Origin of the sequence: uncultured Brachybacterium sp. (genome assembly GCF_947500705.1) — a bacterium.
Classification (GTDB): domain Bacteria; phylum Actinomycetota; class Actinomycetes; order Actinomycetales; family Dermabacteraceae; genus Brachybacterium.
This window is the reverse complement of record NZ_CANMSY010000001.1, coordinates 230,478-243,237: the sequence shown is the minus strand read 5'-3', so window position 1 is coordinate 243,237 and position 12,760 is coordinate 230,478. Positions and strand designations below refer to the sequence as shown.

The following is a 12,760-nucleotide window of genomic DNA, read 5'->3' as shown; positions in this document are numbered from 1 at the left end:
ACAAGGAAGAGAAACTGTGCCCACGATTCAGCAGTTGGTGCGCAAGGGGCGGGACGCTCGTTCGTCCTCCTCCAAGACGCCCGCGCTCCAGGGTTCGCCCCAGCGCCGCGGTGTCTGCACCCGCGTCTACACCCAGACCCCCAAGAAGCCGAACTCCGCGCTGCGCAAGATCGCGCGTGTGCGGCTGTCGACCGGCATCGAGGTCAGCGCCTACATCCCCGGCGAGGGCCACAACCTCCAGGAGCACTCGATCGTGCTCGTCCGCGGCGGTCGTGTGAAGGACCTCCCCGGTGTGCGCTACAAGATCGTTCGCGGCGCGCTGGACACCCAGTCCGTCAAGGGCCGCCAGCAGGCGCGCTCCCTCTACGGCGCCAAGAAGGAGAAGAAGTAATGCCTCGTAAGGGCCCCGCTCCCAAGCGCCCGCTGGCCGTCGACCCCGTCTTCGGGTCGCCGATCGTCACGCAGCTCATCAACAAGATCCTCCTGGACGGCAAGAAGACCGTCGCCGAGGGCATCGTCTACGGCGCCCTCGAGGGCGCTCGTGAGAAGAACGGCCAGGATCCGGTCGTCACCCTGAAGAAGGCTCTGGACAACATCCGGCCTTCCCTCGAGGTCCGCTCCCGCCGAGTCGGCGGCGCGACCTACCAGGTGCCGATCGAGGTCAAGCCCGGCCGCTCCACCACGCTGGCGCTGCGCTGGCTGGTCAGCTACTCCCGCGCCCGTCGTGAGAACACCATGACCGAGCGTCTGATGAACGAGATCCTCGACGCCTCCAACGGCCTCGGTGCAGCTGTCAAGCGCCGCGAGGACACCCACAAGATGGCCGAGTCCAACCGCGCCTTCGCTCACTACCGCTGGTGATCCTGCGGTGGGGTCCGCCTCTAGGGGCGGACCCCACCGACTGTCCTTCGGCAGCTCCACCAGCATCCGTTCTCCAGAAAGGCACAGCCCGTGGCACTTGACGTGCTCAGCGACCTGAACAAGGTCCGCAATATCGGCATCATGGCTCACATCGATGCTGGCAAGACCACCACGACCGAGCGCATCCTCTTCTACACCGGCGTGAACTACAAGATGGGCGAGACCCACGACGGCGCCGGCACGATGGACTGGATGGAGCAGGAGAAGGAGCGCGGCATCACGATCACGTCGGCCGCGACGACCTGCTACTGGCACGACAGCCAGATCAACATCATCGACACCCCCGGCCACGTCGACTTCACCGTCGAGGTGGAGCGTTCGCTGCGCGTGCTGGACGGCGCTGTCGCAGTGTTCGACGGCAAGGAGGGCGTGGAGCCCCAGTCGGAGACCGTCTGGCGCCAGGCCGACAAGTACGACGTGCCCCGCATCTGCTTCGTCAACAAGATGGACAAGCTCGGCGCCGACTTCTTCTTCACCATCAAGACCATCGTGGACCGCCTCGGAGCGAAGCCGCTGGTCATGCAGATCCCGATCGGTTCGGAGCACGAGTTCACCGGCATCGTCGACCTCGTCGAGATGAAGGCCTACGACTGGCCCGAGACCCTCGAAGAGGACATGCCGGCGATCAACTCGAAGAAGGGTGATCCCTCGCTCGGCCAGTGGCAGCGCGAGATCCCGATCCCCGCGGAGCTCCAGGACACGGTCGACGAGTACCGCGCCAAGCTGGTCGAGGACGTCGCCGAGAGCTCCGAGGAGCTCATGGAGAAGTACCTCGAGGACACCGACCTCACGATCGACGAGCTCAAGGCCGGCATCCGTGCCATGACCGTCAACTCCGAGGCCTACCCGGTCTTCTGCGGCACCGCCTTCAAGAACAAGGGCGTCCAGCTCATGCTCAACGGTGTGGTGGACTACCTGCCCTCTCCGCTCGACGTGCCCCCGATGGTGGGTCACAAGCCGGGCGACGAGGAGACCGAGATCATCCGCAAGCCCGACTGGAACGAGCCCTTCTCGGCGCTCGCCTTCAAGGTCGCTGCGCATCCGTTCTTCGGTTCGCTGACCTATGTGCGCGTCTACTCCGGTCAGGTGAAGCAGGGCGATCAGATCCTGAACACCACGACCGGCAAGAAGGAGCGCGTCGGCAAGCTCTTCCAGATGCACTCCAACAAGGAGAACCCGGTGGAGGAGGCCTTCGCGGGCCACATCTACGCCTTCATCGGCCTCAAGGACACCACGACGGGCGACACGCTCGCTGATCCGGCGAACCCGGTCCAGCTGGAGTCCATGAGCTTCCCGGAGCCGGTCATCTCGGTCGCCATCGAGCCGAAGACCAAGAGCGACCAGGAGAAGCTGGGTGTGGCCATCCAGAAGCTCGCCAAGGAGGATCCGACCTTCCAGGTGGAGCAGGACGAGGAGACCGGCCAGACCGTCATCAAGGGCATGGGCGAGCTGCACCTCGACATCCTCGTGGACCGTATGCGTCGCGAGTTCAACGTCGAGGCCAACATCGGCAAGCCGCAGGTGGCCTACCGCGAGACGATCAAGCGGACGGTGGAGAAGTACGACTTCACCCACAAGAAGCAGACCGGCGGCTCCGGCCAGTTCGCGAAGATCCAGGTGACCTTCGCGCCGCTGACCGATGCCGAGGACGGCGTGTTCTACGAGTTCGAGAACAAGGTCACCGGCGGCCGCATCCCGCGCGAGTACATCCCGAGCGTGGACGCGGGCATCCAGAGCGCCCTGGGCTCCGGCATCCTGGCCGGCTACCCGGTCGTGAACGTCAAGGCCTCCCTGCTCGACGGCGCATACCACGACGTCGACTCCTCGGAGATGGCGTTCAAGATCGCCGGTTCCATGGCGGCCAAGGAGGCCCTGCGCAAGGCGCAGCCGGTCCTCCTCGAGCCCCTCATGGACGTCGAGGTCCGTACTCCTGAGGAGTACATGGGAGATGTCATCGGCGATCTGAACTCCCGGCGAGGTCAGATCCAGTCGATGGAGGACGCGAGCGGGGTCAAGATCGTCCGTGCTCTCGTCCCGCTGTCGGAGATGTTCGGCTATGTCGGCGACCTGCGGTCCAAGACCCAGGGTCGTGCGATGTACACCATGCAGTTCGACAGCTACTCGGAGGTCCCGTCCAGCATCGCGGACGAGATCATCGCAAAGACCCGGGGCGAGTGAGGAGTCGGGGGAAGCAGGTAGGCTCCTTCTCCTGCTTCCCCCACCGCTTCCTTCGGAGCTCCGCCTCGCCGAGGCGGGATCCGATCCCGATCCAGAAGTACCACGATTAGAAGTCCTAGGAGGACACCATCATGGCGAAGGCCAAGTTCGAGCGGACCAAGCCGCACGTCAACATCGGCACCATCGGTCACGTCGACCACGGCAAGACCACGCTGAGTGCTGCGATCTCGAAGGTTCTGTACGACAAGTTCCCCGAGGTCAACCAGAAGCGTGACTTCGACACGATCGACAACGCGCCCGAGGAGAAGCAGCGCGGCATCACGATCAACGTCTCGCACATCGAGTACGAGACCGACAAGCGTCACTACGCGCACGTCGACGCCCCCGGGCACGCCGACTACGTGAAGAACATGATCACCGGCGCCGCTCAGATGGACGGTGCGATCCTCGTGGTCGCCGCCACCGACGGCCCGATGGCTCAGACCCGTGAGCACGTCCTGCTCGCCAAGCAGGTCGGCGTTCCCTACCTGCTCGCCGCTCTCAACAAGTCCGACATGGTCGACGACGAGGAGATCCTCGAGCTCGTCGAGATGGAGGTCCGCGAGATGCTGGGCGCTCAGGGCTTCGATGAGGACGCGCCGGTCATCCAGGTCTCCGCTCTCAAGGCCCTCGAGGGTGACGAGAAGTGGGTCAAGAAGATCGAAGAGCTCATGGAGGCCGTGGATGAGTCCATCCCGGACCCCGTCCGCGATCTCGACCAGGCCTTCCTGATGCCGATCGAGGACGTCTTCACGATCCAGGGTCGTGGCACCGTCGTCACCGGCAAGGTCGACCGCGGCAAGCTCTCGATCAACTCCGAGGTCGAGATCCTCGGCATCCGTGACCCGCAGAAGACGATCGTCACGGGTATCGAGATGTTCCACAAGCAGATGGACGAAGCATGGGCCGGCGAGAACTGCGGTCTGCTGCTGCGTGGCACCAAGCGTGAGGACGTCGAGCGCGGCCAGGTCGTCGCCAAGCCCGGCACCATCACCCCCCACACGAACTTCGAGGCGCAGGTCTACATCCTGTCCAAGGACGAGGGCGGGCGTCACAACCCGTTCTACTCGAACTACCGCCCGCAGTTCTACTTCCGCACCACCGACGTCACCGGCGTCATCACGCTGCCCGAGGGCACCGAGATGGTCATGCCCGGCGACAACACCGAGATGACGGTCGAGCTGATCCAGCCGATCGCCATGGAGGAGGGCCTCGGCTTCGCCATCCGTGAGGGTGGCCGCACCGTGGGCTCCGGCCGCGTCACCAAGATCACCAAGTGATCGCCGCGGGGGAGACCCCGCAGCCGTGAGGCATTCGCTCCGCGTGAGCTGAGCGACGAGGACCCCGCACCGGGGTGACCGGTGCGGGGTCCTTCGTCGTGTCCGTGCAGCCCCCGCGAGCCGGCGGTGGCCGGAGGTGCCGTGAGGTGCACGCCGCGGGATGGCTGCGGCGCCGCCGGGCGGAGGGGCCTGCCCGGGCAGCCCCGGGCAGAGGAAGGCCCCCGCACCATGCATGGACTTCATGCGGGTGCGGGGGCCTTCCTCGAGCCGGACCCGGTCAGCGCGGAGCGTCACCGTCCCGGTCGCTCTCCTGCGGGCGGGCGGTCTGCTCCGCACTGCCCTGAGGACCGCCGGACGCAGGGGACTGCTGTCCTTCGCCCGGACCGGGGGTCGGGGCCGTCGCTCCGAAGCTGCCGGAGGCGGGGGCGGAGTGCGGGGTCGGCGGCGTGGACGACTGCTCGTGCAGGGGCGTGCCGGCCGGCTTCCCGAAGCTTGGGCGGGGGCTGCGAGCTTCTCCCTGGGCGGGCGATGCCCCCGAGGCAGGCTGTCCGTAGCTGGGCCGAGCGGGGGCTCCAGGCACGTGCGCACCGGGCTGCGGAGCGTGGGCACCGGGCTGCGGAGCGCGCGCTCCGAACTGCTGGCCACCGCTCGAGGGGGCGCCCGTGTGGGGGAGCGGAGAATGCCCGTGCGTCGGAGCCATCACCGAGAGGGAGGCATCGGTGGGAACGGGGCCCGCTCCGGAGTCAGCCAGGATCTGGCGGGCCTGCGCGGCATGCTTGTGCTCGACCAGCAGCTCGTACTGCATCGGGATGGTCGAGGTCATCGAGGTGAAGTCTCGCTTGCCGCCAGTCGTCGCATAGCCGATCACGGACCAGACGGTGAAGAACACCATGCCCATCAGGACGCTGGTCAGCACGATCATGAGGTTGCCCGGGTTCAGCAGCATCAGGAGCAGCCCCAGGAACAGGCCCATCCACAAGCCCGACAGCACTCCCTGCCCGATCACCCGGGGCCAGGTCTTCCGGCCGGTGACGCGCTCCATCAGCTTCAGATCCGTGCCCACGATCAGCGTGCTCTGGACCGGGAACTGATTGTCGGCCAGGGTGTCCACGACGGACTGCACCTCTTGATAGGTGTTGTACACCCCGAGGGAGCGTGGGTACTCGAGATCGTAGAGGCGCGCCGTCAGCGGAGAGGCGGACTGTCGGGACTGCAGGGGCTGGCTCATGGGGACACCGTAATCCAGCCCTCCGCACGTCTGCTGGATGACGCCCGGAAGCTTCCAGGACGCGGCGTGAGGACACCGCGAGAAAGATCCGGAGCAGGTATATGGAAACGTGACATGAAGAAGACATCAGATGTCCGAGAACTCGCTCCTGAGGACGTAGTCTGACGCCTACCACCCGTCGGGAGTGCACGCCGCGTGGCGTCCCCCGGCCCTTTCAAGGATGAAAGAGGTCCCCATGGGCACGTCCCCAGATGACATGACCCCGCTCGAGCGCCTCGGCGCCTCCCGTCGCAGCTTCCTGGCTCTCGCCGGGGCGGGTGCCGGCGCCTCCGTGCTGGCCGCCTGCGCGGGCGGCGGCGGGGGAGGAGATGCCGCCGAAGGCGGCGGTTCCGTGACCGGCGAGGGCGAGGTCACCGATGAGAACCCGCTCGGCGTCGACGTCGCCGCTCCGGTGGTGGCCGTGATCTTCGACGGCGGCTACGGGACCGAGTACGCCGAGGAGACCGGCAAGAAGTACATGGAGATCTACCCCGACGCCGATGTGCAGGTCGAGGGCACCGTGAACATCCAGCAGGATCTGCAGCCGCAGTTCGCCGGCGGCACCCCTCCGGATGTCTTCGACAACTCCGGCGCCCAGAAGCTCGCGGTCGATGGCCTGGTGCCTCAGCTCGCGGACCTCAGCGATCTGCTGGCCGCACCGATGCTCGATGCCGAGGGCACGGTCGAGGAGAACCTCCTGCCCGGCGTCACCTCGCCCGGCATGTTCGACGACAAGTTCCTCGGGATGAACTACGTCTACACCGTGTTCGCCCTGTGGTATTCCGCCGCGGAGTTCGAGGAGAAGGGCTGGACCGTCCCGGAGACCTGGGAGGACCTGATGGCTCTCGGCGAAGAGGTCAAGGGGGAGGGACGCTACCTCTTCTCCTATGGCGGCCAGAACGCGTCGAACTACTACCAGGAGATGGCGCTGTCCATGGCCGCGAAGCTCGGTGGTGCGGAGGTGCTCACCTCGATCGACAACCTCGAGGAAGGCGCCTTCGAGCAGGATGCCGTGGTCCAGGCGTATGACGCGATGGGCGCCGCGGTCGAGGCCGGCTACTTCGAGCCCGGAGGTGAGGGGATCAAGCACACCGACGCCCAGACCAGCTGGGTCTCCGGGAAGTCCGTGTTCTACCCCTCCGGCTCGTGGATCGAGAACGAGCAGGCGGATGTGACGCCTGAGGGGTACGACATGACCGGAGCCCCGGTGCCGTCCCTGCCCGAGGGGGCGCTACCCCACGAAGCGTTCCACGGCACCGCGGCGGAGCAGTACTTCGTGCCCTCCGGTGGGGAGAACCCGACCGGCGGCGCCGAGTTCCTGCGCATCATGCTCTCCAAGGAGCAGGCGGAGAAGTTCGCCGAGCTCACCAAGGCGCCCTCGGTCGTCAAGGACACGGTGCCCGAGGATGGCTTCGGCTCGACGGCGCTGGCCTCGGTGAACACCATGATCACGGCGGCGGGTGAGAACACCTTCACCTACAACTTCTCCGACTGGTACGGGCTCGGTGCAGATTCCATCACCAGCTGGACGAGCTTCCTCAAGGGCGACATCGATGCGGCCGGCCTGCGTGAGCAGGAGCAGGCGATGATCGACCGGGTTCGGGAGGATGACTCGATCACCAAGTTCAAGGCTGGTTCGTGACCGTTTCCGGCGTCGACGTCGGAGTGCACGAGGCGGCGGCGCCGACCCCTGTGGTCGTGCGCCGCCGTCGGCGCGTGCCGACTCCCCAGCGGATGCTCTTCTTCCTGATCTTCCTGGGGCTCCCGCTCGTCGTCTACCTGATGTTCGTCGTCTCGCCGTTCCTGCAGTCGTTCTACTACTCGTTGACGGACTGGACCGGGCTCAGCCCGTCGATGGAGTTCATCGGCATCGAGAACTACCTGCGGATCTTCGACGATGCGGTGTTCTGGAAGTCGCTGCGCAACAACCTGGTCCTGCTGATCACCCTCCCGACGATCACGATCATCCTCGCCTTCGCGCTCGCGGTGATGGTGACCATCGGCGGCAGCACCCATGGCGGCGTACGCGGCGTGCGGGGTGCGGGCTTCTACCGTGTGGTGAGCTTCTTCCCCTACGCGATCCCGGCCGTGATCACCGGCATCCTGTTCAACTTCATCTACCACCCCGGTGGCGGGCTGCTCAACGGGTTCCTCAACCTGCTGCGGGCACCGCTGAACGGCGTGCGGGGGCTGTTCGGTGCAGATCCTCTGAACGACATCGGCACCGCCTGGCTCGGAGACCAGCGATTCGCTCTGGCCGCCGTCGGCTTCGCGATCATCTGGACCTTCGTGGGCTTCTACATGGTCCTCTTCGTCGCGGGAATCAAGTCGATCCCGCAGGAGGTGCTCGAAGCGGCACGCATCGACGGCGCCGGCCGGTTCCGCAGCGCGGTGCAGATCGCCGCCCCGATGGTCCGCGACAACATCTCCACCGCCCTGGTCTACATGGGGATCTTCGCCCTGGACGCCTTCACCTTCGTCTCGGTGATGACCCCCAACGGCGGCACCGACAACAGCACCAAGGTGGTGTCCCTGCACCTCTACCAGACCGCCTTCCGAGACGGTCGCTTCGGTGAGGCGAGTGCGATGGGCGTGATCATGGCCGTGGTGACCATGCTGGTGGCCGTGCTGGTCATCGGTCTGGGCCGCAGCAGGAAGGACAAGCGTTGAGCACCGCGAGCACCACGGAGAAGAGCACCCATGCCGGAGAGCTCGGGAGAGGCATGAAGCGTGGACGGGCGTCGCGCCCCGGCAGGGGAGAGCGGGGCAGCGACGGTGCAGGATTCTCCGTGCTCCACCACATCGTCCTGACCCTGTGGGCGCTGCTGGTCATCCTCCCGCTGCTGTGGACGGTCTACACCTCGTTCAAGACCTCGCGGGAGATCCTCACCGATCCGTTCGGGCTGCCGGAGCACATGCAGTGGAGCAACTACTCCCGGGCCTGGCAGGAAGCGAAGATCGGGGAGTACTTCCTCAATACCGTGATCGTGGTGGGTGCGGGTCTGGTCATCGTGATGCTGCTGGGGGCGATGTGCGCCTATGTGCTCGCCCGCTTCCGCTTCCCCGGGAACCGGATCATCTACTTCGGCATGGTCGCCGGCCTGACGTTCCCGATCTTCCTGGCCGTGGTGCCGCTGTTCTTCGTGCTGAAGAACATGGGGCTGCTCGACGGGCGGATGGGACTGGTCGGGGTGATCATGGCCTATGTGGCCTTCGCCCTGCCGTTCACGGTCTTCTTCCTGCACTCGTTCTTCGCGGGCCTGCCGGATGAGATCAGCGAGGCGGCGGCGATCGACGGCGCCGGAGACTTCAGGACCTTCTTCCAGGTGATGCTCCCGATGGCCAAGCCCGGCCTGGCCTCGGTGGCGATCTTCAACTTCCTGGGCATGTGGAACCAGTACCTGCTGCCGCTCGTGCTGAACACCGAGCGCAGCAACTACGTGCTCGCGCAGGGCCTGGTGAACCTGCAGGCCCAGCAGGGCTACCAGGTCGACTGGGGCGGGATGTTCGCCTCGGTGGTGATCACCGTGATCCCGGTGCTGATCATCTACGTCATCTTCCAGCGTCAGCTGCAGGGCGGGGTGGGGCCCAGCGCCGACAAGTGACGGGAGCGCGTGATCTGTGACCGGGTGCACCTGCCTCTCCCTTGTGGGGGCGGACCGATCTCTGGCACACTGTTCAAGTTGTCTGCGTGGGCCGACATGCCCGGTTCCGTTCTCCGAGGGTTGCACCTCGGCGAATGATCACCGGATGAGGCCCGTCCCGAGGATGCGAACCTTGCCCCTGGCATCGATCGCGCATCGAACGAGGGAATCGACGCAGCGGCAGCCGACTCTCGGCGGTTCTGTGCTGGGCTCCTATGCCCTGCAGAGGCCGACACGCCCGTCCTCGGGTACCGGGAGACGGCTGCTTCCATGCCAGACCTAGAAGAGAGACAGGACGCCATGGCGGGACAGAAGATCCGCATCCGGCTCAAGTCGTACGACCACGAGGTGATCGACAGCTCGGCGCGCAAGATCGTCGACACGGTCACCAACGCTGGCGCGACTGTGGTGGGCCCGGTGCCGCTGCCGACCGAGAAGAACGTGTTCTGCGTGATCCGTTCTCCCCACAAGTACAAGGACTCCCGTGAGCATTTCGAGATGCGCACGCACAAGCGACTGATCGACATCGTCGATCCCACGCCCAAGGCTGTGGACTCGCTCATGCGTCTCGACCTGCCGGCGGACGTCAACATCGAGATCAAGCTCTGAGGGTGGTGGAGATGAGCAACGAACTGACCGGCCAGAAGGCCCGTCCGGTGTCCGGCGTGCTCGGCACCAAGCTCGGCATGACCCAGGTCTGGGATGAGAACGGAAAGCTCGTTCCTGTGACCGTCGTGCAGACCGGTGCGAACGTCGTCACCCAGATCCGGTCCATCGAGACCGACGGCTACGACGCCGTGCAGATCGCCTACGGCCAGATCGACCCCCGCAAGGTGTCGGCACCGCTGAAGGGCCACTTCGAGAAGGCCGGCGTGACCCCGCGCCGTCACCTCGTCGAGCTGCGCACCGTCGATGCCGCTGACTACACCATCGGCCAGGAGATCAACGCCTCCGTGTTCGAGTCCGGCCAGAAGGTCGACGTCGTCGGCACCTCCAAGGGCAAGGGCACCGCTGGCGTCATGAAGCGCCACGGATTCTCCGGTGTCGGTGCCTCCCATGGTGCGCACCGCAACCACCGCAAGCCCGGTTCCATCGGTGGCGCATCCACCCCCGGTCGCGTGTTCAAGGGTCAGCGCATGGCTGGCCGTATGGGCGGCGACCGCACCAGTGTCCAGAACCTGACCGTTCACGCGGTCGACGTCGAGAAGGGCCTCGTGCTCGTCAAGGGTGCCGTTCCCGGCCCCAAGGGCGGCCTCGTGCTCGTCCGCTCGGCTGTCAAGAGCCCCGCGAAGGAGGCCTGAGCCCGATGGCAGCGAACCTCACTGTCGACGTGCTCGATCCGGCCGGCAAGAAGTCCGGCTCCGTCGAGCTGCCTGCGTCGATCTTCGACGTGCAGACCAACGTGCCCCTGATCCACCAGGTGGTCGTCGCCCAGCAGGCGGCCGCTCGTCAGGGCACGCACAAGACCAAGACCCGCGCCGAGGTGCGTGGTGGCGGTAAGAAGCCCTGGAAGCAGAAGGGCACCGGTCGTGCCCGTCAGGGCTCCCTCCGCGCGCCTCAGTTCGCCGGCGGTGGCGTCGTCCACGGCCCCGTGCCGCGTGACTACAGCCAGCGGACCCCGAAGAAGATGAAGGCCGCCGCCCTGCGCGGAGCCCTCTCGGACCGCGCTCGCAACGGCCGCATCCACGTCATCTCCTCGCTGCTCGAGGGTGACGTCGCGTCCACCAAGGCCGCTCGCCAGACCCTGGCGAACGTCTCCGACCGTCGCCACCTGCTGGTGGTCGTTCGTCGGGACGACGACCTCGGTGCGCTGAGCTCGCGCAACCTGCCTGCCACCCACGTCCTGTACGCGGACCAGGTGAACACCTACGACGTCATGCGTTCCGACGACGTGGTCTTCACTGTCACCGGGTTCGAGGACTTCGTGGCCCAGGCACTCCTGACCCTGCCCACCTCGAACTTCGCTGCTGCGAAGGCTGCGCCGGCTGCTGCCGCCGCTGCCCCGGCCGCTGCGCAGGAAGCTCCCTTCGGTGAGGGATCGGCGGCCGCTCTGGCCGACGACTCCGCTCCTGAGGGCTTCACGATCAAGGGCAATCAGGGCTCGATGAAGTTCCATACCCCGGACTCCCCGTGGTACGGCCGTACCAAGGCCGAGGTCTGGTTCGCGACGGAGGAGGCCGCCAAGGCCGCCGGGTTCGTGAACGCAGTCAAGGAGTCCACCGAGGAGGAGTCGAAGTGACCTCGCTGAACAAGGACCCCCGCGACATCCTGCTGGCCCCGGTCGTCTCCGAGAAGAGCTACGGCCTGATGGACGAGGGCAAGTACACCTTCCTGGTGGATGTCGACGCCAACAAGACCGAGATCAAGATCGCCGTCGAGAAGGTCTTCGACGTCACGGTCTCCTCGGTGAACACGATCAACCGTCAGGGCAAGTCGCGCCGCACGCGCTTCGGGACCGGCAAGCGCAAGGACACCAAGCGCGCCATCGTCACCCTGACTGACGGAGCCATCGACATCTTCGGAGGGTCGGTCGCCTGAGGCGGCCGATATCCGAGGAGCCGAAGAGAGTCTGAGGGAATCCCACATGGCAATTCGTAAGAGCAAGCCGACCACGCCCGGTCGTCGTTTCTCGAGTGGCGCCGACTTCGTCGAGCTCACCCGCTCGACGCCGGAGAAGTCGCTGGTCCGTCCGCTGTCCAAGTCCGGCGGTCGTAACAACAACGGTCGTATCACCTCCCGTCACCGGGGCGGTGGCCACAAGCGCGCCTACCGCGTGATCGACTTCCGTCGTCACGACAAGGACGGCGTCAACGCCAAGGTCGCTCACATCGAGTACGACCCCAACCGCACCGCGCGCATTGCGCTGCTGCACTACCTGGACGGCGAGAAGCGTTACATCCTCGCGCCGGCCAAGCTGCGTCAGGGCGACTGGATCGAGAACGGTCCGGGCGCGGACATCAAGCCCGGCAACAACCTGCCGCTGCGCAACATCCCGCTGGGCACCGTGATCCACGCGATCGAGCTTCGGCCCGGTGGCGGTGCCAAGATCGCCCGCAGCGCCGGCGCCTCCGTGCAGCTGGTCGCCAAGGAAGGGCCGTATGCGCAGCTGCGCATGCCGTCCGGCGAGATCCGCAACGTCGATGCGCGCTGCCGCGCGACCATCGGTGAGGTCGGCAATGCCGAGCAGTCCAACATCAACTGGGGCAAGGCCGGCCGCATGCGCTGGAAGGGCAAGCGCCCTCACGTGCGTGGCGTGGTCATGAACCCCCACGATCACCCTCATGGTGGCGGCGAAGGCCGTACCTCCGGTGGTCGTCATCCGGTGTCGCCCTGGGGTCAGCCCGAGGGCCGTACCCGTCGGCCGGGCAAGGAGAGCGACAAGCTCATCGTGCGCCGTCGTCGGACCGGCAAGAAGCGCTGATAGGGAGAAC

13 protein-coding genes are annotated in these 12,760 nt (G+C 66.2%); 12 read left to right on the top strand and 1 reads right to left on the bottom strand.

Going from position 1 to position 12,760, the window contains the following annotated elements; genetic code table 11:
* Positions 1–16: 16 nt before the first annotated feature.
* The 4 genes from rpsL to tuf all read left to right on the top strand — a co-directional run bounded on the left by rpsL (position 17) and on the right by tuf (position 4,418).
* The gene (gene rpsL, locus Q0937_RS01175) at positions 17–391 is read left to right on the top strand and encodes a 30S ribosomal protein S12 (protein WP_299298845.1); all 375 of its coding nucleotides are present in this window, start codon (positions 17–19) and stop codon (positions 389–391) included.
* Positions 391–861, top strand: a complete 471-nt coding sequence (gene rpsG / locus Q0937_RS01170) for a 30S ribosomal protein S7 (RefSeq protein ID WP_299298842.1) — start codon at positions 391–393, stop codon at positions 859–861. The genes rpsL and rpsG overlap by 1 nt, the downstream gene beginning before the upstream one ends.
* A 90-nt stretch (positions 862–951) precedes the next feature.
* The gene (gene fusA, locus Q0937_RS01165) at positions 952–3,099 is read left to right on the top strand and encodes an elongation factor G (protein ID WP_299298839.1); all 2,148 of its coding nucleotides are present in this window, start codon (positions 952–954) and stop codon (positions 3,097–3,099) included.
* A gap of 131 nt (positions 3,100–3,230) precedes the next feature.
* Positions 3,231–4,418, top strand: a complete 1,188-nt coding sequence (gene tuf / locus Q0937_RS01160; protein WP_299298836.1) for an elongation factor Tu — start codon at positions 3,231–3,233, stop codon at positions 4,416–4,418.
* A gap of 277 nt (positions 4,419–4,695) precedes the next feature.
* Here the strand turns inward: tuf and Q0937_RS01155 are convergent, their stop codons facing one another.
* Positions 4,696–5,646, bottom strand: coding sequence for a general stress protein (locus tag Q0937_RS01155; RefSeq protein ID WP_299298833.1), 951 nt, complete (start codon positions 5,644–5,646; stop codon positions 4,696–4,698).
* A gap of 235 nt (positions 5,647–5,881) precedes the next feature.
* Here Q0937_RS01155 and ngcE point away from each other — a divergent pair, with 235 nt between their 5' ends.
* The 8 genes from ngcE to rplB all read left to right on the top strand — a co-directional run bounded on the left by ngcE (position 5,882) and on the right by rplB (position 12,750).
* A complete protein-coding gene (ngcE, locus tag Q0937_RS01150) occupies positions 5,882–7,327 on the top strand; it encodes an N-acetylglucosamine/diacetylchitobiose ABC transporter substrate-binding protein (protein ID WP_299298830.1) in 1,446 nt (481 codons plus the stop codon).
* Positions 7,324–8,355: a sugar ABC transporter permease gene (locus tag Q0937_RS01145; RefSeq protein WP_363323179.1), complete on the top strand. Its 1,032-nt coding sequence runs from the start codon at positions 7,324–7,326 to the stop codon at positions 8,353–8,355. Before ngcE ends, Q0937_RS01145 begins: the two co-directional genes overlap by 4 nt.
* Positions 8,352–9,290 (top strand): carbohydrate ABC transporter permease, encoded by a 939-nt coding sequence (locus Q0937_RS01140; protein ID WP_299298827.1) that lies wholly within the window; start codon positions 8,352–8,354, stop codon positions 9,288–9,290. Before Q0937_RS01145 ends, Q0937_RS01140 begins: the two co-directional genes overlap by 4 nt.
* Positions 9,291–9,629: 339 nt before the next feature.
* Positions 9,630–9,938: a 30S ribosomal protein S10 gene (gene rpsJ, locus Q0937_RS01135; RefSeq protein ID WP_137770124.1), complete on the top strand. Its 309-nt coding sequence runs from the start codon at positions 9,630–9,632 to the stop codon at positions 9,936–9,938.
* Between the two features lie 11 nt (positions 9,939–9,949).
* The gene (gene rplC / locus Q0937_RS01130; protein ID WP_299298820.1) at positions 9,950–10,630 is read left to right on the top strand and encodes a 50S ribosomal protein L3; all 681 of its coding nucleotides are present in this window, start codon (positions 9,950–9,952) and stop codon (positions 10,628–10,630) included.
* Between the two features lie 5 nt (positions 10,631–10,635).
* Complete coding sequence (gene rplD / locus Q0937_RS01125) at positions 10,636–11,568, top strand: 50S ribosomal protein L4 (protein WP_299298817.1); 933 nt, start codon at positions 10,636–10,638, stop codon at positions 11,566–11,568.
* Positions 11,565–11,867, top strand: coding sequence for a 50S ribosomal protein L23 (gene rplW / locus Q0937_RS01120; RefSeq protein WP_299298814.1), 303 nt, complete (start codon positions 11,565–11,567; stop codon positions 11,865–11,867). The genes rplD and rplW overlap by 4 nt, the downstream gene beginning before the upstream one ends.
* 46 nt (positions 11,868–11,913) lie before the next feature.
* On the top strand, positions 11,914–12,750 hold the full coding sequence (rplB, locus tag Q0937_RS01115; RefSeq protein ID WP_299298811.1) for a 50S ribosomal protein L2: 837 nt from the start codon (positions 11,914–11,916) through the stop codon (positions 12,748–12,750).
* Positions 12,751–12,760 lie beyond the last annotated feature (10 nt).